Origin of the sequence: Agrobacterium sp. B1(2019) (assembly GCF_008274755.1) — a bacterium.
Taxonomy (GTDB): domain Bacteria; phylum Pseudomonadota; class Alphaproteobacteria; order Rhizobiales; family Rhizobiaceae; genus Agrobacterium; species Agrobacterium salinitolerans.
Genome location: NZ_VTPB01000001.1, coordinates 2,409,164 through 2,431,889, shown reverse-complemented (window position 1 = coordinate 2,431,889; position 22,726 = coordinate 2,409,164). Strand labels below are relative to the sequence as shown.

Sequence of the window (22,726 nt, the reverse complement as noted above, 5' to 3'; positions counted from 1 at the left end):
CGATGGGTGCATCATGAAATTCGACGTCATCATTATCGGCGGCAGCTATGCCGGCCTCTCAGCCGCCCTGCAGCTTGGACGCGCCAGAAAAAACATTCTGGTGGTGGACGCTGGGGAACGGAGAAACCGTTTCGCCAGCCATTCCCACGGTTTTCTCGGCCAGGATGGAAAGGCGCCGGGTGAAATTATCACCGAGGCGCGCCGCCAGATCGAACGTTACCCGACCATAGATTGGGCTGAGGGCAGGGTGACCGATGCCGAAGGCTCCTTCGGCGATTTTGTAGTCGAGATCGACGGCAGCCGCCGTGAGACAGCGGACCGGCTGATCCTCGCCATGGGCGTCACCGATGAATTGCCTGCTATTGCCGGGCTGAAAGAGCGTTGGGGCTCTTCGGTCTTCCATTGCCCCTATTGCCATGGTTACGAGCTCAATCAGGAAAAGATCGGCGTTATCGCCGCTTCACCTTTGGCCATTCACCACGCATTGATGCTGCCCGACTGGGGCGAGACGACCTTTTTCACCAATGGCGTCTTCGAGCCGGATGGGGATCAGCAGGCACTGTTGGCGGCCCGGCGCGTGCGGGTGGAAACAACCCGCATCCGGGAAATTACGGGGCATGCGGATGTCGTTCTGGCGGATGGACGCAGCATCGCATTGGCTGGCCTTTTCACCCAGCCGAAATTGCGTATCGCCTCGAACTGGCTGGAAAAACTTGGCTGCACCGTGGAGGAGGGGCCGATGGGATCAAGCATCGTGACAGACCAGATGAAACAGACCACCGTCCCCGGCATCTTCGCCTGCGGTGATGTGGCAAGGCCCGCCGGCTCGGTCGCCCTTGCGGTGGGAGACGGCGCCATGGCAGGTGCTGCGGCTCACCGGTCGATCCTGTTTCCGGAATGATCAATTCGAAACAAGGTTGAGCCAGCGTCCCGGCGGCATGCCAAAGGCATTTTTGAAGTGTCGGGTAAAATGCGCCTGATCCGCAAAACCGCAGGCAAATGCCGTTTCCGCAAGTCCCGCACCCGCACGCATCATGTCCTTGCATTTTTGCAGTCGGCGCATGATGAGATAGCGGTGCGGGCTGGTGCCGAACAGGAAACGAAAGTGCCGAAACAGCGTGAAGCGGTCGAGCCCGCTTATCCGTTCCAGCTCTTCAGAGCCGACGGTGCCGGCGCTATTCTCCAGCAGATAGTCCCGGCACCGTAAAACGGCAATACGGTCGATTCGTTTGATGGTTCTGGCGCTTCCGTTTGAATGTTTCCAGAGCAAGTCCGCCAGTCTCGACTGCCAGTCGGTGAGAAGCAGATTGTCAGGCTCGCCTTCTAGATTGCCAAGCGCCTCAATGAGGCATTGCCGGAATTCCTCATCCTCGATGACGGGATTTTGGGCGAAGGGCAGCGCATTATATCCCGCCTCAGTCGTTTTTTCAGGCGGAAGATAAAGCATACGGTAGCGCAGTCCGTCATCGGTGCCTGCGCCGCCATCGTGAACTTCGTCCGGATGCAGCACGATTACCTTTCCGGGCATGCTGAAATGCGATTTCCCCCGGTAGGAAAAGGTCTGTACGCCGGAAAGCGTGACACCCAGCGCATAGGTATCATGACGGTGCGGCGCATAGGCATTGCCATGAAAGCGCGCTTCGATGCGTTCTATGCCTTCGCTGGAGGGCGCCTGCACGATCCCTTCGAATTTGCACGAACGTTCAAGATCGCCGACGCCCCGAGGCGCTAGGATCGCTTCTCTTTCGTAACCACAGCCAGATTGAGTTCGCATGTTTGATACCAAGATCGCTGTCATCCTTCGCGATGACCTTGCCGTGTGGCAAAAACTGAACGTTACCGCATTCCTCATGTCCGGGATCGTCGCCCAGACACGAGAGATCATCGGCGAACCATACCGCGACGGGGCGGGCAACGTCTATAATCCCCTGTCCATCCAGCCGATTGTCGTCATGGCTACGGATCAGGAGGCGTTGCGCAAAATCCACCAGCGATCCCTCGAACGCGACGTCACGACATCGCTTTATATCGAGGAAATGTTCGCCACCGGGCACGATGTCGCCAATCGCCAGGTATTTTCGGAATTTTCTCCTGACAACGCCAAGGTAGTCGGCATGGCGCTGAGGGCCGACAGGAAGATCGTCGACAAGATCACCAAGGGTGCCAAGTTGCACGCGTGACCCTAAACGCAAAAGGGAGGCTATGGGCCTCCCTTCAATAGCGATGGCAATATGATTTTGCTGCTTATTCGTCGTTCATCTTCAGGGCGGCGATGAAGGCTTCCTGCGGAATTTCCACCTTGCCGAACTGGCGCATGCGCTTCTTGCCTTCCTTCTGCTTGTCCAGAAGCTTGCGTTTGCGCGTCGCGTCGCCGCCATAGCATTTCGCCGTCACGTCCTTGCGCAGCGCGCGCACGGTTTCACGGGCGATGACCTTGCCGCCGATGGCCGCCTGGATCGGGATCTGGAACATGTGTGGCGGAATGAGTTCCTTCAGCTTTTCACACATGCCGCGTCCGCGCCGGTCAGCCGCCGAGCGGTGCACCAGCATGGAGAGCGCATCCACCGGATCGCCATTGACGAGGATCGACATCTTGACGAGATCGCCAGCGCGATAGTCGATGATGTTGTAGTCGAATGAGGCGTAACCCTTGGAGATGGATTTCAGGCGGTCGTAGAAATCGAACACCACTTCGTTGAGCGGCAGTTCATAGGTGATCATTGCACGGTTGCCGACATAGGTCAGCTCCGTCTGCAGGCCGCGCCGGTCCTGACAGAGTTTCAGGATGCCGCCGAGATATTCGTCCGGCGTCATGATCGTCGCCTTGATCCAGGGCTCGCGGATTTCCTTGATCTTCACCACGTCAGGCATGTCGGCTGGGTTGTGAAGTTCCTTCTCCGTGCCATCGGTCAGCGTCATTTCATAGACGACCGACGGGGCAGTGGCGACGAGATCGAGATTGAATTCGCGCTCGAGGCGTTCCTGAATGATTTCGAGATGCAGCAGACCAAGGAAGCCACAGCGGAAACCGAAGCCGAGAGCGGCGGACGATTCCATTTCGAAGGAGAAGGAGGCGTCGTTGAGGCGAAGCTTGCCCACCGCCGCCCGCAAATCTTCGAAGTCGGCCGCATCAACCGGGAAGAGACCGCAGAACACAACGGGTTGCGCGGGCTTGAAGCCAGGCAGGGCCTGCGCCGTCGGGCGCTTGTCGTCGGTGATGGTGTCGCCGACGCGCGTATCGGCGACTTCCTTGATCGAGGCGGTGATGAAGCCGATCTCGCCGGGGCCGAGGCTATCGACAGTGACCATCTTGGGAGTCAGCACGCCAACACGCTCAATGCCGTATTTCGCGCCCGAACCCATCATGCGGATCTGCTGGCCCTTGCTCAGCACGCCATCGATGACGCGCACCAGAACCATAACGCCGAGATAGGTATCGTACCAGCTGTCAACCAGCAGCGCCTTCAGCGGCCCGTTTTCGCCGACATCGCTCTTCGGCGGCGGTAGACGGTTGACGATGGCTTCCAGCACATCGGGAATGCCAAGACCGGTTTTGGCCGAGATCATCACGGCGTCGGACGCATCGATGCCGATGACTTCCTCGATCTGTTCCTTGATGCGGTCGGGTTCGGCTGCCGGCAGGTCGATCTTGTTGAGCACCGTGACCAGCTCGTGATTATTGTCGATCGCCTGATAGACGTTGGCGAGCGTCTGGGCTTCCACGCCCTGCGATGCGTCGACCACCAGCAGCGAACCTTCGCAGGCCGAAAGCGAGCGGGACACCTCATAGGCGAAGTCGACGTGGCCGGGCGTGTCGATGAGGTTCAGCACATAGGTTTCGCCATCATTCGCCTTGTAATGCAGGCGCACGGTCTGCGCCTTGATGGTGATGCCGCGCTCGCGCTCGATATCCATCGAATCGAGGACCTGTTCCGACATGTCGCGTTCGGCAAGGCCGCCCGTCGACTGGATCAACCGGTCGGCCAGCGTCGATTTGCCATGATCGATGTGGGCAACGATCGAGAAGTTGCGGATATGGTCCAGGGGCGTGCGGGTCGAATTTGTGCTCATGTCCCGCGCTATAGCAGGGGCTTGTCATGCCGCAAAGCGGGAATTTGGTTAAAAGCCCTTTAAAATGGGCTTTCAGATCGCAAATTGCTCCGGCCAGTCACGCCGGGTGGCCACCTGTCCTTCGGTGCGCAGTCTTGCAACGGCGGCAAGATCGATATCTGCGATCAGCAACGTGCTTTGTGTGACCGCATCGTGCTCGCTTTCCGCAATGATGCCGGATGCCGGCATGCCGTAGTCTGACGGCACATAAAGGGCGGCGCGGCCGCGATTTTCATCGACGGCGGGAGACCACGGGGCCTCGCCCGCAGTGGGGGAGGAGAGGATGGCATATTGGTTTTCCAGCGCCCGGGCCTGCGCACCGATGCGAACCCGGTAGGCGCCCGCCAGCGTGTCGGTGCAGCTGGGGGCGAGAACGAGTTCGACGCCGAGCTCCGCCAGCCTGCGGCCCAGCATCGGAAACTCATTGTCGTAACAGACAAGGATGCCGAGCCTGCCGATCGGGGTCTCGAAGGCTTTCAGGCCCTCCACGCCAGCATGAATGTTCCATTGCTCCCGCTCGAAGCGGGTCATGATCTGCTTGTCCTGATATCCGATCAGGCCATCCGGGCCAAACAGCCATGCGCGGTTGCGGAACTTGCCGTCCGGATCCTTCACCGGCGCGCTGCCCGGCTGGAAGAGGATTTGATGTTGCCTTGCCAGTTCTTCGCAAAGCTCCACCCAGGAAGGGATCAATGGCTGTATCTCTTCGATGGAACGATGCAGATCGGAGCGGGCGTCGGGCGGCAACTGTCCGGTCAGCGCCATGGCTGAATATTCAGGAAGCAGCAGCAACTCAGCGCCTCTTTCCTTCGCCTCGCGAACGATGGCGGAAAGATGCGCGGCATAGGCCTCCCATGTTTCGATCAGTTCGATGGCATATTGACTGGCGGCTAACCGGGTCATTCGTTTCCGTCTCCGGCAATGTTCTTCATCCAGAAGGACAGCGGTTTTGCGCTTTCGCTGCCCTCGTCGAGGTCCTGCCATGTGAAGCTGGTGCGCAATTCTGGGTGATGGCGATAGCCGCGCTTTTCCCAGAAGGCATTGAGCGGCACGTAATCCGCTGGGCGACGCGGATGGTCGGCGGGCCGCTCGACCGCACAGAAGGTGCAGCGATCGAAGCCGAGCCTCTTTGCATGCGCCTCCCGCTCCTCGAAGAAGCGCACGCCGACGCCATGGCCGCGATAGCCGGGCAGCAGCACGCTTTCACCGAAGTAAAATATCCGCTCCGGATCGTAACCCGCCTTGACGAAGGGCGCCTTCACCTCATCGGTCTCCGCCGCCATGGGCATGCCGGTGGACATTCCGACAACTTTGCCGTCGTCGAGCGCCAGAACGAAGACAGCACCGTCCGTATCGGCGTAGGTCGCGAGATATTTGCGCTCATAGTCCAGCGAGCCGTCATAGAGATAGGGGAAGGCACGGAAGACGGTGATCCGCAGGCGCGCGAGGTCATCGAAATGATGCGCGGCGTCGATGCCGGAAAGAGACTTGATTTCGACGGTCATGGGCATTTTCACTCTCGTTTGCACTGGTTATACCGTCATGGAAAACCCGCGCAAGCATTGAACGGAGAAGACGATGACCGCTGCCGAGACCATCCGCGCCTATTATGATGCCTTCAACCGTCAGGACATGGATGCCTTCCTGGCGCTGCTTCACGATGAAGTGGTGCATGACATCAATCAGGGCGAGCGCCAGACCGGCAAGGCCGCCTTTACCTCCTTCATGGACCACATGAACCGCTGCTATAGGGAAAACCTCACCGACATGGTGATCATGGCGAGTGACGACGGGAAGCGCGCTTCCGCCGAATTCATCGTCAATGGCGAATATCTCAAGACTGACGAGGGGTTGCCCGAGGCGAATGGTCAGACATATGTGCTGCCGGCCGGTGCCTTTTTCGACCTGAAGGACGGAAAAGTTAGTCGAGTAACGAACTACTATAATCTGAACGACTGGATTGCGCAGGTCGGCGCCTGAGACGCCCTTTAGCCGCAAAGTGACCAGCGGCAAAGAAGATGATAATTTCCATTATCGTGGATATTGACTCCATCATGTGAGAGCGCAATTCTCATATGATGGAAAACGAAGATCATATTCTTGAACGCTCTATCGGCGAGCGGATCAAAACATTACGGGCTGAAAACGGCCTGACGCTGGACCGGCTCGCTTCCGAATCCGGCGTCAGCCGCGCCATGATCTCCCGCATCGAGCGCGGGGAGGCGAGCCCCACGGCCTCGCTGCTGGCCCGTATCTGCGCAGCTCTTGGCCTATCGCTCTCCGGTTTCTTCGCCGAAAACGAAGAGGCTGTTTCCCCGCTGGTGAGAAAACGCGACCAGCAGCTCTGGAAAGATCCGGAGACCGGTTATGTGCGCCGCGCCATTTCGCCGCCGCGTGTGGGATCCGATGTCGATATCGTCGAAGTCGAATTTCCCGCTGGCGCGCGGGTCGGTTTTCCGCCGCATGCGGCAAGCCGGGGAATGACGCAATATGTCTGGCTTTTCGAAGGTGTGCTGGAAATGACGAGCGGTGGAGACGTTCACCGGCTCGAGCCCGGCGATTGCCTTTTCATGCCGGTCGGCGACGGACATGTTTTCCACAATCCTTCCGAAAAACCTGCCCGCTACGCTGTCGTGCTGGATCGAAGACAGCGCTGATTTTCCCGACAGGAGTTATCATGACCACCATTCGCGTGCTGAACGGGCAAGAGACCATCGATGTCTTGCCCGAACTCTGTGAGGTTCTGGCTGCCTGCGTGAACGGCGGCGCATCCGTTGGTTTCATGTTGCCCTTTTCCCCGCAGGACGCCGAGTCATTTTGGCGGGATGTGGCAGCTGCCGTGGAAACAGGCGGCACAATTCATGTGGTGGCGGAAGTGGATGGCATGGTGGTGGGCACCGTACAGGTGGGCCTCGCCTCCAAACCCAACCAGCCGCATCGCGGCGATCTGATGAAGCTTCTGGTGCATCCCTCAGCGCGCGGTCTCGGGCTTGCCCGCGGGCTCATGCAGAAGGTGGAAGAAGAGGCGGCGAAGCGTGGCCGCACCCTTCTGGTGCTGGATACGGCCACGGGCAGCGATGCGGAGGCGATCTATCCCCGTCTCGGGTGGGAGCGGGTCGGCGTCATTCCTGACTACGCCCTGTTTCCCGATGGACGTTATTGCGGCACGACCCTGTTTTACAAGCGGATCGGCCAGAGCGTTTAGGCTGCTTATTGCCCCGGCTTCAGCGTGCGGTTGAAGGCGGCAACAATCATCTTTTCCAGTTCAGCATGAATATCTGCACGGTCGCGCGGCCCGGCCGGTTCGCAGATCGGATCGCGCTCACCGACGGATTTGAGAAACGCGTCGGCTTCCGGCTTGCAAAGGGGCAGAAAGCTGAAATGGTTAGCCGCATCCACCTGCTGATAGGTTGAACCGGGCACCTCGGCTGCGAGTTTGTCAGCCAGCACAGCCGGCGGTATTTTCCCTTTGCCGCCGAGATTAATGAACGTCAGTGGAATATCGATTTGTTTCAGGCTCTCCAGCTGGAAAGCGAGCGCCAGGCCGGGATCAATGAGCACGGCGGAACGGATGCGGGGATCGCGGTTCTGCTGCTCGAACTGCGTCTTATCGATGGTTCTGAGGTCGAGCTTCGGCACGCTGACCGGCTCGTTATTGACATAACCCCGGCCGCCGGCAAACCACTGGCAATCCATCATCGCCGCATAATCCTCGCAGTAGCGCCTATACGCGTTGAGATCGGCGCGTGCGCCCGAAATCTCCATTGCCGCACTGCCGCCCAGCGAAAAGCCAAGGACGCCGATCCTCTGCGCGTCAATGACGCTCGACCATTTGCCTTGCGTCGTCAGCGCCGTGAGAATCGAGGAAAGATCGTCTGTCCGTTCCCAGATTTTCGGCGTGTCCGCAGGTGTGGAATAGCCGCTGGTCGTACCGGGATGGTTGGTTCCAGCAACGATGAAGCCTTCGCTAGCGAGCTTCGCCGCAATCCAGGCCATGGCCTCCGCGCGCGAGCCGGAACCATGGGAGATCAGCACGAGTGGGAAATGTCCGTCCTTGATGGACGCGTCCTTCCGCACTGCCATCCCCTGAAATATGCGGTTATCGCCAGAAAGAGCGGGCGTGCCGGTCCCGCTTTTGGCCGGATACCAAATTGTCACATCAAGGTCCGTGTTGCGCGCCTTGGAGGACACCGGGACGTTCAGAAGTCCAACGTCATCAGCAGCCAATGCCTGCGAGGAAAACGCCGCGCATACCAGAAGTGCGACGAGGGTGTTTTTCAGTGTCATGAGAGCTTCTCCGTTTGACAAGGTGGATGCTCCCGTTCTCTCTTTTGGACACATAAATGCGTCCTTGATCGCGTTTGAGGTCGTACCGAAACGCGATCTGGTCCATGACAGGACAATAGATCGTCGATCCGGGATATTCTTTCGTGCTTTTCATTCCCCTGCCATTCGTCGTGGCGCTTCTGCTGGTCGTCATGTTTATCGTCTTTTTCCGAAGCGGAGACGATGTGCGGACAAACCGCGCCTTTCTGGCCCTGATCGCGCTTTGTGCGGCGCAATCGGTTCTTGTCGGCTTGCGCTGGGGGTATGGCGTTAATGCCGTGCGTTATGTCCTGCCGGTTCTCGCCGCCTGCCTGCCACCACTTGTCTATATCGCCTTTCGCGGCTTGATGAGGGTCGGGGCAGACAGCAGAAGAACGATGCTGGCAGGTCTTGTGCTCTCGCCTCTGTTGATTATCGTTCTGGAGTTCGCCCTGCCGGTGGCGATCGATCTTGCCTTGATCCTCATCTTTGTCGGCCATGCCGCCGCACTGCTTCTTCTTGGAGGAAGGGGGCCGGATGGGCTGGACGAGGCGCAATTCGCCAGTGTCAGTTCGGCGCATGGGGCGCTCATCATTGCTGCCATTGCCCTTTGCGTTTCGGCACTGTTCGACCTTCTGGTGTTTCTCGATTTTGAAGGGGCGCACGGAGAGAATGTCGCCGCACTCGTCAGCAATGCCAATCTTTTCGGGCTGTTGTTGATCGGTCTGATGGCCGCTATGGCTGGAAAAAGCAAAGCACCGCAAGCGGCTATAGAGCTTGCTGAGGAATCGCCGCTTTCGGTGGAACCATCGGAACAGGATCGAGACATTGTGGCAAGCCTCGACCAACTGATGACAACACAGGCGCTTTACCGTGACGAGAACCTCAATCTGACGCGGCTGGCCAGACGCCTCGGCCTGCCAAGCCGGCAGATTTCCGGGGCCATCAATCGTTCCCTCGGCATCAATGTCTCGCAATATGTCAACCAACTTCGTATCCGCGAAGCGTGCCGGCTGCTGGAGGAGACGGAGCAATCGGTAACGGCGATCATGTTTTCCTCGGGTTTCCAGACCAAGTCCAACTTCAACCGGGAATTCCGCCGCGTCACCGGCATGAGCCCGGTGGACTGGCGTGAGCGGCAGGTATGGAAGCTGGTCTCGCCAAACAAAACGGCCACCCGGCAGATGCCGGATGACCGTTTGAAGATCGTCGGGAAATGATGGGAATCAGAGCGTGCCGTTACGGTGCTGGATCATCATGTAGGTGTCGTAGGTGTATTCAGCGATCTGCGCCCAGAGATAAGCGTCCTTCTTGAAGGCCTGCTGGCTCTCGTAGATTTTCTTGAAGCTCTCGTTCTTGGCCGAAATCTCCGCGTAGGTTTCCTGCGCCGCCTTATGGCAGACATCGAGGATTTCCTGGCTGAACGGGCGCAAGATAGCGCCCTGCGCCACGAGTTCCTTCAGGGCTTGCGGATTGCGCGCATCGTAACGTTCCAGCATGCTGGCGCTGCCGGCGGCGCAGGCATCCTTCAGAATGCGCTTGTAGTTTTCGGGCAGCTCGTTGAACTTCTGCAGGTTCACGAAGGCATGAACGGCCGGGCCGCCTTCCCACCATGCCGGATAGTAGTAATATTTTGCGACCTTGTAGAAGCCGAGCTTCTGGTCGTCATAGGGGCCGACAAATTCGGTAGCGTCGATCGTGCCTTTTTCCAGCGCGGCATAAACGTCGCCGCCGGCGATCTGCTGCGGGGTCACGCCGACCTTCTGCATCACCTGGCCAGTCAGGCCGGCAATGCGCATCTTCAGGCCTTTGAGGTCGTCTATGGTGTTGATTTCCTTGCGGAACCAGCCGCCCATCTGGGCGCCGGTATTGCCGAGCAGGATCGAGTAGATATTGTGCTGGGCAAGGAATTCGTTGAGCAGCTCGTTGCCGCCGGCCTGGTTGAACCAGGCATTCGTCTGGCGTGCATTGAGACCGAAGGGAACCGAGGTTCCGAGTGCAAAGGTCGGATCCTTGCCGACATAATAATAGGAGCAGGTATGCGCCATCTCGACGGTGCCGGCCGTTACCGCATCCGCCGCCTGCAGCGCCGGCACGATTTCACCACCGGCAAAGTGCTGAATGACGAAGTTGCCGCCGGAGGCTTCCTTGACATGGTCGGCGACGATCTGGCCCGCGCCGAAAAGAATGTCGAGGCCCTTGGTGAAGGACGATGTCATGCGCCAGGTGATCTTGGGGTTTTCCTGTGCGATGGCCGGAGCGGCAAGCGCCGTTGCTGTAACACCGGCGCTAAGAGCGCCCGCCTTGCGGATAAATGATCTGCGATCCATGTCGATAAGCCCTGCTATGTCTACATATGACGGGCGAACCGTACGGTACGCCTCCCGCTGGCTACTAATCATTTATCCTTGCGGTCATCAAGAGGGAATGTTCGAAACTTGCGTGATGGTCGGTAATGCTTGGCAAATGTTGCTTCTTCACGTCTTTCCAAATCATTTGCTGCGCATCAACGCCGGGTCGTCCAGTGCAGGATTGTAAAACAGCGAAAGTGTCAGGCTTCTGGCGATGCGTTCGGCCGTTTCCATGAACCAGTCATGGGCCTGTCTGCTCGGCGCGATATCGTCGAGCGTGGTTGAAAAAAGCGCAAGCCATTGCGGGAAAAGCTCCGCCGACATACCCCTTACGCCGAGATGCGCCTGCACGGGCTTGCCGCCGTAACCGCCATTCCTGAAGGCCACTGCCGCCCAGAACTGTTTCATCCTTGTCATATGTTCCGGCCAGCGCCCGTCAAGCCGTGCATCAAAAACCGGGCCGAGCGTGGGATGGGCGAGAACGCGTCCGTAAAATGTTTCCACCAACACATCGATAAATCCGGCATCCACGCCGATCGCAGCCATGGCTTTTTCCGCCCTGTCCTGAATTTCCGCGCTGTGGGCGGCTCTGGCCGCAATGTCGTCCTGCATGGTGTTTCCTTTTTGGGCGAATTTACCCTGCTGCGATGCGACCCGCAATGCGACCTCTTGCCTTGTTAGAATTATTCTAAAATGACTTGATCCTGTCGCGGCAGGGATGTATTTAGAATTATTCTAAAAAAAGGTTTCAGCCATGTTTCGCAGTCTTTTTTCCCTGTCCAAACGCCCCTTTTCCTCGCTTGGAGAACAGGAAATCCTCGCTCTCGCCATCTCGTCCGAAGAAGACGATTCCCGCATCTATCGTTCCTATGCCGATCACCTGCGCGCGCAATATCCGCAATCGGCCAAAGTCTTCGACGATATGGCGGAGGTCGAGCAGCAGCATCGAAATGTCCTGATCGACATGCATCGTCGCCGTTTCGGAGAGACGATCCCGCTCATCCGTCGCGAACATGTACGTGGTTTTTACGAGCGTACCCCGGACTGGCTGGTGAAGAATCTGTCGCTGGAAAAAATCCGCGACCAGGCCGAATTGATGGAAGCCCAGGCAATCCGTTTTTACGATGAGGCCGTCAAACGCACCAGCGATGCCTCGACGCGTAAGCTCCTCGGCGATCTGGCCGAGGCTGAGCGGGGGCATGAAGACATCGCGCAGATGCTGGAAGAGAAACATCTCGATGAGGATGGCAAGACCGAAGAGGCGGAAACCGCAAGACGGCAATTTCTTCTGACCTATGTGCAGCCCGGTCTCGCGGGATTGATGGATGGTTCCGTTTCGACGCTCGCGCCAATCTTTGCGGCCGCCTTTGCAACGCAGGATACCTGGCAGACCTTTCTCATCGGTCTTTCCGCCTCCGTCGGTGCGGGTATCTCCATGGGCTTCACCGAGGCCGCCCACGACGATGGCAAGCTTTCGGGCCGTGGATCACCGCTGAAGCGCGGCCTGGCCTCGGGTATCATGACGGCCGTTGGCGGTCTCGGCCACGCGTTACCTTATCTCATTCCGCATTTCTGGACAGCAACGGCGATTGCCGCCATCGTTGTTTTCGTGGAACTCTGGGCCATCGCCTTCATTCAGAACCGTTTCATGGAAACGCCGTTTCTTCGCGCCGTATTTCAGGTGGTGCTGGGTGGTTCGCTGGTGCTCGCGGCGGGTATTATCATCGGCAATGGGTGAGAAAAGAAAGAGCCCGCTACTGCGGGCTCCAATCGCTCAGACGCGGAACTTTAAGCGTCAGCGCAATGCGCCAACCAGAACGTCGCGGCCATCCTCGATGGAGACCCAACGGCCCGTGTTGAAGGACGCCTGTCGCTTCAGATAGGTGTAGTTGGTGTCGGTCCAGAGCTTAACGCCGTCGGTGAGGTTGTCGAGAATGTAATCACCGTCCGTAGTGCGGAGCGTCAGCACGGCATGGCCTTCGCCGTCAGGCTTGCGCACGACGGTGATCAGCAGATCGGCCACGGAAAAACCGCGCTCGATCAGCTTCTTGCGCTTCAGCAGCACGAAATCTTCGCAGTCACCGGCGGTCGTCGGATATTCCCAGACTTCGTCCTTGCCGTAGATTTCCTGGTCGGTCATCGCCACGATTGTGGTGTTGACGGACGTATTGACCTCTCGAATGACGTCCCAGCCATAATCCGTTACGCGCGGCGGCGGTGTCGCCTTGCTACGGATGTTGCATTCGTCGGCATATTTCTGACAGAACTCGTAATGGCCAATCGGCTGGGACGTGATCCCGCCCGTCACCATGGAAGGGCTTCCTTTGATTTCCGCCATGGCGGAGGCAGCAGTCATTAGCCCGGCAGCAACTGCAAACAGCAGCGCACGCGCCAGCGGTGCGTTCATCATGAAACCCGTCCCTTAAATTCTTAATGAAAAGTTAAGAGGGATGTGGGGTAGGAGTCAATCATTAGCAATCGGCGGTGCGCAAGACTCGCTCAATATGGTTAAGAGCGTTGCGCAAATGCCTATATTGCAAGGGCTTTGACGGCAGCCAGCATCCGCTCGATATCCTGTGGCCGGGAAAGCCGATGGTCTCCGTCGCGGATCAGCGTCAGCACCACATCGTCGGCGGGAAGATGTTCGATGAGCTTCAGAGCATGCTGATAGGGAACATCGGGGTCGCGCATGCCCTGCAGAACATGAACCGGGCAGCCGGTGGTGATGATGCCGGTAAGCACGCGGTTCTGCTTTCCGTCTTCCATCAGCGCGCGGGTAAAGATGTTGGGCTCGGGGCTATAGTCCGAATGTTCCTCGAAATAACCCCGTTCTGCGAGAGAGGTCTTTTCCGCATCCGTGAGGCTCGGCTCTATCAGTTCCTGCGTGAAATCCGGCGCGGGCGCAATGAGGACCAGGCCGGCGACGGAGGGTGCGCCACCCGCCTTGCGCAGCTCCTCGACCATGCGCAACGCGATCCATCCGCCCATCGACGAGCCGACGAGAACGACACGCGACGGCGCCTTCGCGCGCACCACCGCAAGTGCCTCTTCGAGCCATCTCGAGATCGTGCCTTTGTTGAAATCGCCGCCGGAAGCCCCGTGCCCGGAATAATCGAGCCGCAGGCAATCAAGGCCGTTTTCCGCGGCGAAGCGGTCAAGCTCAATTGCCTTGGTGCCCGTCATATCGGAACGGTATCCGCCCAACCAGACGAGCATGGGCGCGTCCTGTTGCGATGTTGCGCGGCGATGAAGGAAAGCAATGTTGCGGGCGTCGTCGCCCATTCCTATATGCAGAAATTCAATGGCTTGTTCGGTCATGTATATGCAATTCTCCTGATTTTCCTGCAATATCGGCGGCGTATTTGCAAAATCCGTGGCAACAGGTGATCTTTTCGGGCAGATATGCTATTGACTTCGCTGCGGCAATAACGACATTTCCGCCGCTTGTACCAAACAAGCTGTTTTTTGCTGACGTGATCCAGAAACAGATCAGGAGAATACGACCATTCGCAGACCTTTCAAAGCCGATGCCCCCGTCAAGGAGGGGCCGCGCTCCAACCGGGAAATTCGGGTTCCCAGAGTTCAGCTTATTGATGAAGAGGGCCAGAACCTCGGTAGCATGCCGACGGATCAGGCTTTGAAAATGGCGGAAGAGGCCGGTCTCGATCTCGTCGAGATTTCGCCGAACGCAGAGCCGCCGGTATGCAAGATCCTCGATCTCGGCAAGCTTAAGTACTCGACCCAGAAAAAGGCCGCTGAAGCGCGCAAGAAACAGAAGATCGTCGAAGTCAAAGAAATCAAGATGCGCCCCAACATCGACACGCATGATTATGACGTGAAGATGAAGGCGATGAACCGTTTCTTTGACGAAGGTGACAAGGTGAAGGTGACGCTGAAGTTCCGTGGCCGTGAAATGGCCCACCAGGAACTCGGCATGAAGCTTCTCCTCCAGGTGAAGGAAGACACCCAGGCGATTGCCAAGGTTGAAGCCGAGCCGAAGCTGGAAGGCCGTCAGATGATGATGGTTCTTGCCCCGAAATAACTTGCGCCAGGCTTTATTGGCCGCATGAATAGCCATCGCAAGGGGAAGTTTGCTTTCCCCGTTGCGCTTTTAGCCGACTGCGGTTATAAGCGCGCGTCCGAACGGTCCGGCAGGGCATGCCGAGGCCGTTCCTGAATAGCTTGAAATAGGCCTCGTCTGCCTGTTTCGATACAAAAACGGAGTAGCAAAATGCCCAAGATGAAGACGAAGTCCGCTGCAAAAAAGCGGTTCAAGATCACCGCAACCGGCAAGGTTGTTGCAGCCGCCGCCGGTAAGCGCCACGGCATGATCAAGCGTACCAACAAGTTCATTCGCGACGCGCGTGGAACCATGGTTCTCGCCGAAGCTGACGGCAAGAAGGTCGTCAAGAACTACCTGCCGAACGGTCTCTGAGACTTTTCCGCACTTTTGGACACTTTAAGGAGATCATGACATGGCACGCGTAAAACGTGGCGTAACTTCCCGCGCCAAGCACACCAAGACACTCAAGGCAGCCAAGGGCTTCTACGGCCGCCGCAAGAACACCATCCGCGCAGCAAAGGCTGCCGTGGATCGTTCCAAGCAGTACGCCTACCGCGACCGCAAGGTCAACAAGCGCAACTTCCGCGCTCTGTGGATCCAGCGTATCAACGCCGCTGTTCGCGAATTCGGCCTGACCTATGGCCGCTTCATCGACGGCCTGAACAAGGCTGGCATCGAAGTCGACCGCAAGGTTCTGTCCGACATGGCTATCCATGAGCCGGCAGCATTCGGCGCGCTCGTTGAAGCAGCGAAGAAGGCGCTTGAGTACCTCAAGGATGCCGGCACGGCCAACGAGTTTGAAACCGCTGTAAAGTAATTACGGCGCGGACAATCTGTTGTTCATTTGAAACCCGCGTCGGGAAACCGGCGCGGGTTTTTCGTTTTGAGCTGCTGATACATTTCCATCGGTATTTTTTAATTTAGAAATTTAGAAGAGTTGGAGTATTCACGCCGTTTGGAGCGAAACCCTTGGTGGATGGAAATGCTGGTCAATAAAAGTGAGGTTGTGGAAGCGGAAGGTTTTCGCGTTCATCTCGACGACGATGACATCGCAACCGTGATGCGCGTCCTCCTGAAAAGTGACCGGCGCATTCAGAAGGTCGAGCTTTCGCAGCTGACGGTGTGGATCAAACGGCAGGGCACGGAACGGGTGACCTGGTGGATGAAAATGCAGAAGCTGCTGTCGAAACTTCTACCCTACACTTTTCTTCGTCCTTCCGAACCGCTTGACGGTGCGGGCCTCATGCAGCGAGAACTGGAAACATTGCAACAGTTCCAGCAACGCGGCTTCCCGGTTCCGCCTCTGATCTATTCTTCACGCACGGCGGTGGTGCTGGGAGATGTCGGACCGACGCTCATGGAGCGGATGGATGCGCTGAAGTCGTCCGATCCGGTGGAGCATGACGCCTTGCTTGTGAAATCGGCAGAAGCGCTCGGCGAGCTGCATGCTGCGGGCCTCTGCCACGGCCGCCCGCATGTGCGTGATTTCTTTTTGAAGGACGGCCGTGTCGGTTTCATGGATTTCGAGGAGCGCCCGCAGGAGGTCATGCCGCTTGAAACGGCGCAGGCCCGCGATATCTGGCTGCTGTTTCTGCAGGTCGCGACCCGTGCCTGTGACGCCGCTAAAACCCGCGATGCAGCCTTTTCACGCTGGCTTGAAAACGCCCCGCCCCGGGCAGTCGAAGAATTAAGCCGCCTGACCGGCATTCTCGGGCGATTTTTACCGCTTGCCCGGTTGATCGGGCGCGTGCGGATGGGTAGTGATCTGCGACGCTTTATCATGGCGACCGACTATCTGATGAATGCTGTGAACCCCGAAGCCGCTGTTAAAAAGACCGGCAAGGCAGGAAAAGATGACTGAACTTGATACCTTGAAATCGCAATTGATGTCGGAGATCGCCACGGCCGCCGATGAGCCGGCCATCGAAGCCGTGCGTGTTTCCGCGCTTGGCAAGAAAGGCTCGGTTTCGGAGCTTTTGAAGACGCTTGGCAGCATGACGCCGGAAGAGCGCCAGACCCGTGGCGCTGCCATCAACCAGCTCAAGACCGAAATCACCGACCTGATCGGCGAGCGCAAGAATGCGTTGAAAGACGCTGCCATCGCAGCACGCCTCAAGGCCGAAACGGTCGACGTCAGCCTGCCGGTGCGCCAGTCGCCCACGGAGCGTGGCCGCATCCATCCGATCAGCCAGATTGTCGATGAAATCACCGCGATCTTCGCAGATATGGGTTTCTCCATTGCGGAAGGTCCTGATATCGAGACCGATTATTATAACTTCACAGCTCTGAATTTCCCCGAAGGTCATCCGGCCCGCGAAATGCACGACACCTTCTTCTTGCCACCGGATGAAAACGGCGAGCGCAAGGTGCTGCGCACCCACACCTCGCCGGTGCAGATCCGCACCATGGAAAGCCAGAAGCCGCCGATCCGCATTGTCATTCCGGGCAAAACCTATCGCCAGGATTCCGACGCCACCCATTCGCCGATGTTCCATCAGGTCGAAGGCCTTGTCATCGACAAGAAGGCACATGTTGGCAATCTGCGCTGGATTCTGGAAGAATTCTGCAAGACCTTCTTCGAGGTCGACAGCGTCGTCATGCGCTTCCGCCCGTCCTTCTTCCCCTTCACCGAGCCGAGCTTCGAGGTGGATATCCAGTGCGACCGTTCCGGCCCAATCGTGAAGTTCGGCGAAGGCACGGACTGGATGGAAATCCTCGGTTGCGGCATGGTGCACCCCAATGTGCTGCGCGCCGGCGGGCTTGACCCGGATGAATATCAGGGCTTTGCCTGGGGCATGGGCCTCGACCGCATTGCCATGCTGAAATACGGCATGCCTGACCTGCGTGATTTCTTCAACGCCGATGTCCGCTGGATGACCCATTACGGCTTCCGCCCGCTCGACATGCCGACGCTGTTCGGCGGTCTGAGCGTTTAATCCGGTTAGCCAAGGAGCAAAGACATGAAATTCACTCTTTCCTGGCTGAAAGAGCATCTCGATACGGATGCGACGCTGGATGAGATTTGCGAGCGGCTGACGGCAATCGGCCTTGAGGTCGAGGACGTTGATGACAAGGCGGCCTACAGGCCCTTCGTCATTGCCAAGGTGATTTCCGCCGAAAAACACCCCGAGGCCGACCGCCTCAAGGTGCTGATGGTGGATGCCGGTGACGGCAAGCCGGTGCAGATCGTCTGCGGCGCGCCGAATGCACGCGCCGGCCTCGTCGGTGCGCTCGCGCGTCCGGGCGTCTATGTCCCGGGCATCGATGTCACCCTTGCTGTCGGTAAAATTCGCGGCGTGGAAAGCCACGGCATGATGTGCTCCGAAAAGGAGCTCAACATCTCCGACGATCATGACGGCATCATCGATCTGCCGGAAGATGCGCCTGTTGGTACCTCCTTCGCCGCCTATGCCGGGCTCGACGATCCGGTCATCGAAATCAACCTGACCCCGAACCGCCCGGACTGCACCTCGATCTACGGTATTGCCCGCGATCTTGCTGCTTCCGGTCTCGGTAAGCTGAAAACGAGACCCCTGCCGTCCTTCAAGATCGAGGGCGCAACCCCGGTCGATGTGAAGCTTGAGCTGGACGATGCGGCGCTCTGCCCCGGCTTTTCGCTGCGCATCGTTCGTGGCGTCAAGAACGGCCCCAGCCCGAAATGGATGCAGCAGCGCCTGCTGGCAATCGGCCTGCGCCCCATCAATGCGCTTGTCGACATCACCAACTACATGACCTTCGATCAGGGTCGGCCGATGCACGTCTTCGACGCTGCCAAGGTCAAGGGCGATCTTACCGTGCGCCGTGCGAAAGAAGGCGAGACGATCCTCGCGCTCGACCAGCGCGAATATAAGCTCGGTCCGAACAATGTCGTCATCGCCGATGAAAAAGGCCTCGAGTCCATCGGCGGCGTCATGGGTGGCGAACATTCCGGCTGCGACGAAAACACGGTCGATGTGCTGATCGAATCCGCTCTCTGGGATCCGATCAACATCGCCAAGACCGGTCGCTCGCTCGGCATCATCACCGATGCGCGTTATCGTTTCGAGCGCGGTGTCGATCCGGAATATATGGTTCCGGGTCTGGAGCGCACCACCGAACTGGTTCTTGAACTGTGCGGCGGCGTTGCCGGCGAAGCCAAGGTCGTTGGTTATAAGGGCCATCAGCCCAAGGTCGTGGATTTCCCGCTGGCGGAGGTGAAGCGCCTGACAGGTCTGGAAGTGTCGGCGGAGGAGAGCGTCACCATTCTCAAGGGTCTCGGTTTTGGCGTCGAGGGAACGGGCGAGCGCGTATCCGTCACCGTGCCGTCCTGGCGTCCTGATGTCGATGGCAAGGCCGATCTGGTTGAAGAGGTCATGCGCATTCATGGTGTTGATAATATCAAGCCGGAACCGCTGGAAAGCTTCGGTGCCGTCAACGGTCGCATCCTGACCACGCTGCAGATCCGCACCCGCACCGCGCGCCGTGCACTGGCAAGCCGTGGCATGCTCGAGGCCGTTACCTGGTCCTTCATCCCGGAAGCGCAGGCAAAGCTGTTCGGCGGCGGTTCACCCGCGTTGAAGCTCGCCAACCCCATCGCCGCCGATATGTCTGACATGCGGCCTTCGCTGCTGCCCGGCCTTCTGACCGCCGCACAGCGCAATGCCGACAAGGGCTATGGTGACGTCGCGATCTTCGAGGTTTCCGGCACCTATGAGGGTGATACGCCTGATAAGCAGCGCCGGGTTGCCGGCGGTGTTCGCCGTGGCACGGCCTCGCTGGCGGGCAGCGGCCGCATGTGGTCCAATGCTTTGAAGGGCGGCGGTAAGCCGGTCGATGTCTATGACGCCAAGGCCGATGCGCTGGCGGTGCTGGAAGCCTGCGGCCTGCCCATGGCCAATGTGCAGATCGAAGCCGGCGGCCCCGGCTGGTATCACCCCGGCCGCTCCGGCACCATCAAGATGGGCCCGAAGGTCGTGCTCGGCTATTTCGGCGAGTTCCATCCAAAAACGCTGTCCGAGCTGGATGTCTCCGGTGCCTATTGCGGTTTCGAGATTTATCTCGACGCCATGCAGGAGCCGAAGAAGAAGGCAACCCGCACCAAGCCTGCGCTTGAGCTTTCGCCCTTCCAGGCGGTGAAGCGCGACTTCGCCTTCGTGGTCGACAAGTCGGTGGAAGCGGGCGCCATCATCAAGGCTGCGACCAGCGCTGACCGCAAGCTGATCACCGGCGTCAATGTCTTCGATATTTTCGAGGGCGCATCGCTCGGTGAAAACCGCAAGTCGGTCGCTATCGAAGTACAGATCCAGCCGGTCGACAAGACGCTGACCGATGAGGATTTCGAGGCGCTGACGGCCAAGATCGTTGGCAATGTCGAGAAATCGACGGGCGGCGTTCTGCGCGCCTGAGCCAGAGGGCATCTGTCGGAATGAAAAAAGCCGCGGCGGTTGCCGCGGCTTTTTGTTTTTAGCGATTGGCCATCCGTGACATCTGTTCTGGGTAACGCGCGCCGGCGACTTTTGCGGGCGAAAGCAGCGCGCCGAGGCTGGCGGCTTCTTCTGCCGTCAGCGATACCTCCGCTGCGGCAACATTCTTCTCCAGATTGGCGATTTTTGTCGTGCCGGGAATAGGAACGATGAAGTCTCCCTGCGCCAGAACCCAAGCCAGCGCCAGTTGTCCGGCGGTCACGCCCTTCTCAGTCGCCATGTCCTCCAGAAGCTTGATGAGCGCCAGATTGGCGTCGAAGTTTTCGCTTTGAAAGCGCGGCAGGCCGCGGCGAAAGTCGTCCGATGCAAGTCCGTCGAGCGTCTTCAATGCGCCAGTCAAAGCGCCGCGTCCAAGTGGGCTGAAGGGTACGAAACCGATACCCAGTTCACGGCAGGTTTCCAGCACGCCGTTTTCCTCCACGTCGCGGGTCCACAGCGAATATTCGCTCTGAATGGCCGCAATCGGATGAACGGTGTGCGCTTTGCGAAGTGTTTCGGCGCTCGCTTCCGACAGGCCGAGATGCTTCACTTTGCCCTGTCGCACCAGCTCGGCCATGGCGCCCACCGTGTCTTCGATCGGAATATTTGGATCGACGCGATGCTGGTAGAACAGGTCGATCTCATCGACGCCAAGGCGTTTGAGAGAGGCTTCGGCGACGGCACGCACATTTTCCGGGCGACTGTCGGTACCCACCATCATCTGGCCAACGGGTTTGCTGCTGTCGATTTTGAAGCCGAACTTGGTGGCAATGACCACCTTGTCGCGATAGGGCTTCAAACCCTTGCCGACAAGGATTTCGTTATTGTAAGGCCCGTAAACCTCCGCCGTATCGAAAAAGGTGACGCCGAGTTCGACGGCGCGGTGCAGCGTTGCAATTGCGCTGCTCTCATCGCCGGTCGGGCTATAGGCATGGGTCATACCCATGCAGCCGAGGCCAAGCGCCGAAACGGAAAGGTTGTTTCCGAGGGTTCTTTTTTTCATTTGTACGTCCTTCCATAAGGAACCGCCCATCGCTAGGGGCGTGATTAGAAAATAGCGTCTCATGGCGATAAAAATAATCGCTGCAAATCCGTCTGGGTTGTTCTATCATTTAGAACAATGAACCGTGTGCAACTCTCCCAGCTGGCCGTTCTGGCCGCCGTTGCCGAAGGCCGCAGCTTTCGCAAGGCGGCCGCCGAACTTGCCATTGCTCCTTCCGCCGTCAGCCATGCGGTGTCATCGCTGGAGGCGAGCCTTGGGCTACGCCTGCTTCATCGTACCACCCGCAGCGTCTCACCGACAGAGGAGGGCAGGCGGCTTCTCGAGACGCTTGGCCCTGCACTTGCGGATATCGATGCGGTCATCGAGACGCTCGCCGAGCATGGCGGGAGACCGGCCGGCCCCCTGCGCATCACTCTGCCCAGACTGGCCGCCGAGGACCTCATCGTGCCACGGCTGGGTGAATTCCTGCGGCTCTATCCCGATATTTCACTCGAAATTTCAACCGACGACCGCTTCGAGGATATTGTCGCAAAGGGTTTCGATGCCGGGCTGCGGCTCGGGGAGCACCTCGATGCGGACATGATTGCGGTAAAGGCGAGCGGCGCATGGCGCGGCGCGATTGTTGGCGCTCCCTCTTATTTCGCAGAAAATCGACCACCGCAGGATCCAAGGGATCTTATTCGGCATCGCTGCATTCGCCGGCGTTTCGCCAGCGGCCTTATCTATCGCTGGGAACTGGAGAAGAATGGCAAGCCATTGGTGGTCGATGTCCAAGGGCCGCTGATCCTGTCGGACCAGAGCCTCATTCGAAGGGCGGCGATTGACGGCGCAGGGCTTGCCTTCGTTTTTGAGCAGCGTGTCGAGGACGATATCAGGGAGGGAAGGCTGATCCGCGTGCTGGAGGACTGGTGCGCGCCCTTTGACGGTTTTTACATTTATTATCCCTCGCGCCGGCAGATGCGTCCGGCGCTGAGGGCCTTTGTGGATTTCTTCCGTTTCCGGGGTTGATCAGAAGGTGATGCGATAGCGGATATGGCCGTCGCTTTTCACGTAGCTGTCATAGAGCTTCTGGGCGCGGTGGTTGTCCTCGCCCGTGTTCCAGTAAAGCCGTGACCAGCCCTTTGCCTTGCAGATGGCGATAAGATCCTCCATCAGCGCCCGACCTGTCCCCTTGCCACGGATTTCGCCATCGACGAACAGATCTTCCAGATAGCAGTCGGGCGTCTTTACCCAGGTGGAATCATGGAAGTGGTGAATGGCGAAACCGGCCATGCGGTCGCCAAGCATGGCCACGCGCATGGAGACGCGAGATGCGGGGTCGAGAATGCGTGCCCAGGTATGCTCGGTTACCTCATCGGCAAGATTAACATCATAGAAGGCGAGGTAGTCGTTCCACAGGCGTAGCCATTCTGTCCGGTCAGCCGGCTGCGCGTCGCGAATTTTGAGCAACATG

At 58.5% G+C, this 22,726-nt stretch carries 25 protein-coding genes; 14 read left to right on the top strand and 11 right to left on the bottom strand.

Annotated elements, in window-relative coordinates:
• Positions 1–13: 13 nt before the first annotated feature.
• Complete coding sequence (locus AGR1_RS12200) at positions 14–901, top strand: NAD(P)/FAD-dependent oxidoreductase (RefSeq protein ID WP_149147012.1); 888 nt, start codon at positions 14–16, stop codon at positions 899–901.
• On the opposite strand, the gene AGR1_RS12195 is transcribed toward AGR1_RS12200, so the two are convergent.
• Positions 902–1,678 carry an AraC family transcriptional regulator gene (locus AGR1_RS12195; protein ID WP_187772183.1) on the bottom strand — a complete coding sequence of 259 codons (777 nt, stop codon included), beginning with the start codon at positions 1,676–1,678 and terminating at the stop codon, positions 902–904.
• Positions 1,679–1,772: 94 nt separating this feature from the next.
• Between AGR1_RS12195 and AGR1_RS12190 the strand changes: the two genes are divergently transcribed.
• Complete coding sequence (locus AGR1_RS12190) at positions 1,773–2,180, top strand: DUF2000 family protein (RefSeq protein ID WP_142780032.1); 408 nt, start codon at positions 1,773–1,775, stop codon at positions 2,178–2,180.
• Between the two features lie 64 nt (positions 2,181–2,244).
• On the opposite strand, the gene lepA is transcribed toward AGR1_RS12190, so the two are convergent.
• The 3 genes from lepA to AGR1_RS12175 are packed head-to-tail and all read right to left on the bottom strand — an operon-like array spanning position 2,245 to position 5,615.
• Entirely contained in the window at positions 2,245–4,083 is a 1,839-nt protein-coding gene (gene lepA, locus AGR1_RS12185) for a translation elongation factor 4 (protein ID WP_187772182.1), read from the bottom strand.
• A 60-nt stretch (positions 4,084–4,143) separates the two neighbouring features.
• Positions 4,144–5,013, bottom strand: coding sequence for a carbon-nitrogen hydrolase family protein (locus tag AGR1_RS12180; RefSeq protein ID WP_080791629.1), 870 nt, complete (start codon positions 5,011–5,013; stop codon positions 4,144–4,146).
• Entirely contained in the window at positions 5,010–5,615 is a 606-nt protein-coding gene (locus tag AGR1_RS12175; RefSeq protein WP_187772124.1) for a GNAT family N-acetyltransferase, read from the bottom strand. The genes AGR1_RS12180 and AGR1_RS12175 overlap by 4 nt, the downstream gene beginning before the upstream one ends.
• A 73-nt stretch (positions 5,616–5,688) precedes the next feature.
• On the opposite strand from AGR1_RS12175, the gene AGR1_RS12170 reads away from it, so the two are divergent.
• From AGR1_RS12170 to AGR1_RS12160, 3 genes are all read left to right on the top strand, one after another.
• On the top strand, positions 5,689–6,090 hold the full coding sequence (locus tag AGR1_RS12170; RefSeq protein WP_149147008.1) for a ketosteroid isomerase-related protein: 402 nt from the start codon (positions 5,689–5,691) through the stop codon (positions 6,088–6,090).
• A 98-nt stretch (positions 6,091–6,188) separates the two neighbouring features.
• Positions 6,189–6,767: a helix-turn-helix domain-containing protein gene (locus AGR1_RS12165; protein ID WP_187772181.1), complete on the top strand. Its 579-nt coding sequence runs from the start codon at positions 6,189–6,191 to the stop codon at positions 6,765–6,767.
• A 20-nt stretch (positions 6,768–6,787) separates the two neighbouring features.
• A complete protein-coding gene (locus tag AGR1_RS12160; RefSeq protein ID WP_149147006.1) occupies positions 6,788–7,315 on the top strand; it encodes a GNAT family N-acetyltransferase in 528 nt (175 codons plus the stop codon).
• 5 nt (positions 7,316–7,320) lie between these two features.
• Here AGR1_RS12160 and AGR1_RS12155 read toward each other — a convergent pair whose 3' ends face one another.
• Positions 7,321–8,397 (bottom strand): dienelactone hydrolase, encoded by a 1,077-nt coding sequence (locus AGR1_RS12155; protein WP_149147005.1) that lies wholly within the window; start codon positions 8,395–8,397, stop codon positions 7,321–7,323.
• A gap of 143 nt (positions 8,398–8,540) precedes the next feature.
• Between AGR1_RS12155 and AGR1_RS12150 the strand changes: the two genes are divergently transcribed.
• Positions 8,541–9,635, top strand: a complete 1,095-nt coding sequence (locus AGR1_RS12150; RefSeq protein WP_162927451.1) for a helix-turn-helix transcriptional regulator — start codon at positions 8,541–8,543, stop codon at positions 9,633–9,635.
• A gap of 6 nt (positions 9,636–9,641) precedes the next feature.
• Here AGR1_RS12150 and AGR1_RS12145 read toward each other — a convergent pair whose 3' ends face one another.
• Positions 9,642–10,745: a TRAP transporter substrate-binding protein gene (locus AGR1_RS12145; RefSeq protein ID WP_149147004.1), complete on the bottom strand. Its 1,104-nt coding sequence runs from the start codon at positions 10,743–10,745 to the stop codon at positions 9,642–9,644.
• A gap of 162 nt (positions 10,746–10,907) precedes the next feature.
• On the bottom strand, positions 10,908–11,378 hold the full coding sequence (locus AGR1_RS12140; RefSeq protein WP_149147003.1) for a truncated hemoglobin: 471 nt from the start codon (positions 11,376–11,378) through the stop codon (positions 10,908–10,910).
• Positions 11,379–11,520: 142 nt separating this feature from the next.
• On the opposite strand from AGR1_RS12140, the gene mbfA reads away from it, so the two are divergent.
• On the top strand, positions 11,521–12,504 hold the full coding sequence (gene mbfA / locus AGR1_RS12135) for an iron exporter MbfA (protein WP_080791614.1): 984 nt from the start codon (positions 11,521–11,523) through the stop codon (positions 12,502–12,504).
• Between the two features lie 57 nt (positions 12,505–12,561).
• Here mbfA and AGR1_RS12130 read toward each other — a convergent pair whose 3' ends face one another.
• Together AGR1_RS12130 and AGR1_RS12125 are read right to left on the bottom strand one after the other, a co-directional pair.
• A complete protein-coding gene (locus AGR1_RS12130; protein WP_149147002.1) occupies positions 12,562–13,176 on the bottom strand; it encodes a transglutaminase-like cysteine peptidase in 615 nt (204 codons plus the stop codon).
• Between the two features lie 119 nt (positions 13,177–13,295).
• A complete protein-coding gene (locus AGR1_RS12125; RefSeq protein ID WP_149147001.1) occupies positions 13,296–14,084 on the bottom strand; it encodes an alpha/beta hydrolase in 789 nt (262 codons plus the stop codon).
• A 187-nt stretch (positions 14,085–14,271) separates the two neighbouring features.
• Between AGR1_RS12125 and infC the strand changes: the two genes are divergently transcribed.
• The 6 genes from infC (at position 14,272) to pheT (ending at position 20,213) form a co-directional block, all read left to right on the top strand.
• Complete coding sequence (infC, locus tag AGR1_RS12120; protein WP_077224822.1) at positions 14,272–14,808, top strand: translation initiation factor IF-3; 537 nt, start codon at positions 14,272–14,274, stop codon at positions 14,806–14,808.
• A gap of 189 nt (positions 14,809–14,997) precedes the next feature.
• Positions 14,998–15,201, top strand: a complete 204-nt coding sequence (rpmI, locus tag AGR1_RS12115) for a 50S ribosomal protein L35 (RefSeq protein WP_003493355.1) — start codon at positions 14,998–15,000, stop codon at positions 15,199–15,201.
• Positions 15,202–15,241: 40 nt separating this feature from the next.
• A complete protein-coding gene (gene rplT / locus AGR1_RS12110; RefSeq protein ID WP_003493358.1) occupies positions 15,242–15,646 on the top strand; it encodes a 50S ribosomal protein L20 in 405 nt (134 codons plus the stop codon).
• Between the two features lie 165 nt (positions 15,647–15,811).
• The gene (locus AGR1_RS12105) at positions 15,812–16,690 is read left to right on the top strand and encodes a lipopolysaccharide kinase InaA family protein (protein WP_080793267.1); all 879 of its coding nucleotides are present in this window, start codon (positions 15,812–15,814) and stop codon (positions 16,688–16,690) included.
• Positions 16,683–17,765, top strand: coding sequence for a phenylalanine--tRNA ligase subunit alpha (gene pheS, locus AGR1_RS12100; RefSeq protein WP_149147000.1), 1,083 nt, complete (start codon positions 16,683–16,685; stop codon positions 17,763–17,765). The genes AGR1_RS12105 and pheS overlap by 8 nt, the downstream gene beginning before the upstream one ends.
• 24 nt (positions 17,766–17,789) lie before the next feature.
• Entirely contained in the window at positions 17,790–20,213 is a 2,424-nt protein-coding gene (gene pheT, locus AGR1_RS12095) for a phenylalanine--tRNA ligase subunit beta (protein ID WP_149146999.1), read from the top strand.
• A 58-nt stretch (positions 20,214–20,271) separates the two neighbouring features.
• On the opposite strand, the gene AGR1_RS12090 is transcribed toward pheT, so the two are convergent.
• Positions 20,272–21,273, bottom strand: coding sequence for an aldo/keto reductase (locus tag AGR1_RS12090; protein WP_080791606.1), 1,002 nt, complete (start codon positions 21,271–21,273; stop codon positions 20,272–20,274).
• A gap of 117 nt (positions 21,274–21,390) precedes the next feature.
• Between AGR1_RS12090 and AGR1_RS12085 the strand changes: the two genes are divergently transcribed.
• Entirely contained in the window at positions 21,391–22,281 is an 891-nt protein-coding gene (locus AGR1_RS12085) for a LysR family transcriptional regulator (RefSeq protein ID WP_080791601.1), read from the top strand.
• Here the strand turns inward: AGR1_RS12085 and AGR1_RS12080 are convergent, their stop codons facing one another.
• On the bottom strand, positions 22,282–22,725 hold the full coding sequence (locus AGR1_RS12080; RefSeq protein WP_080791596.1) for a GNAT family N-acetyltransferase: 444 nt from the start codon (positions 22,723–22,725) through the stop codon (positions 22,282–22,284).
• Between the last annotated feature and the right edge of the window lies 1 nt (position 22,726).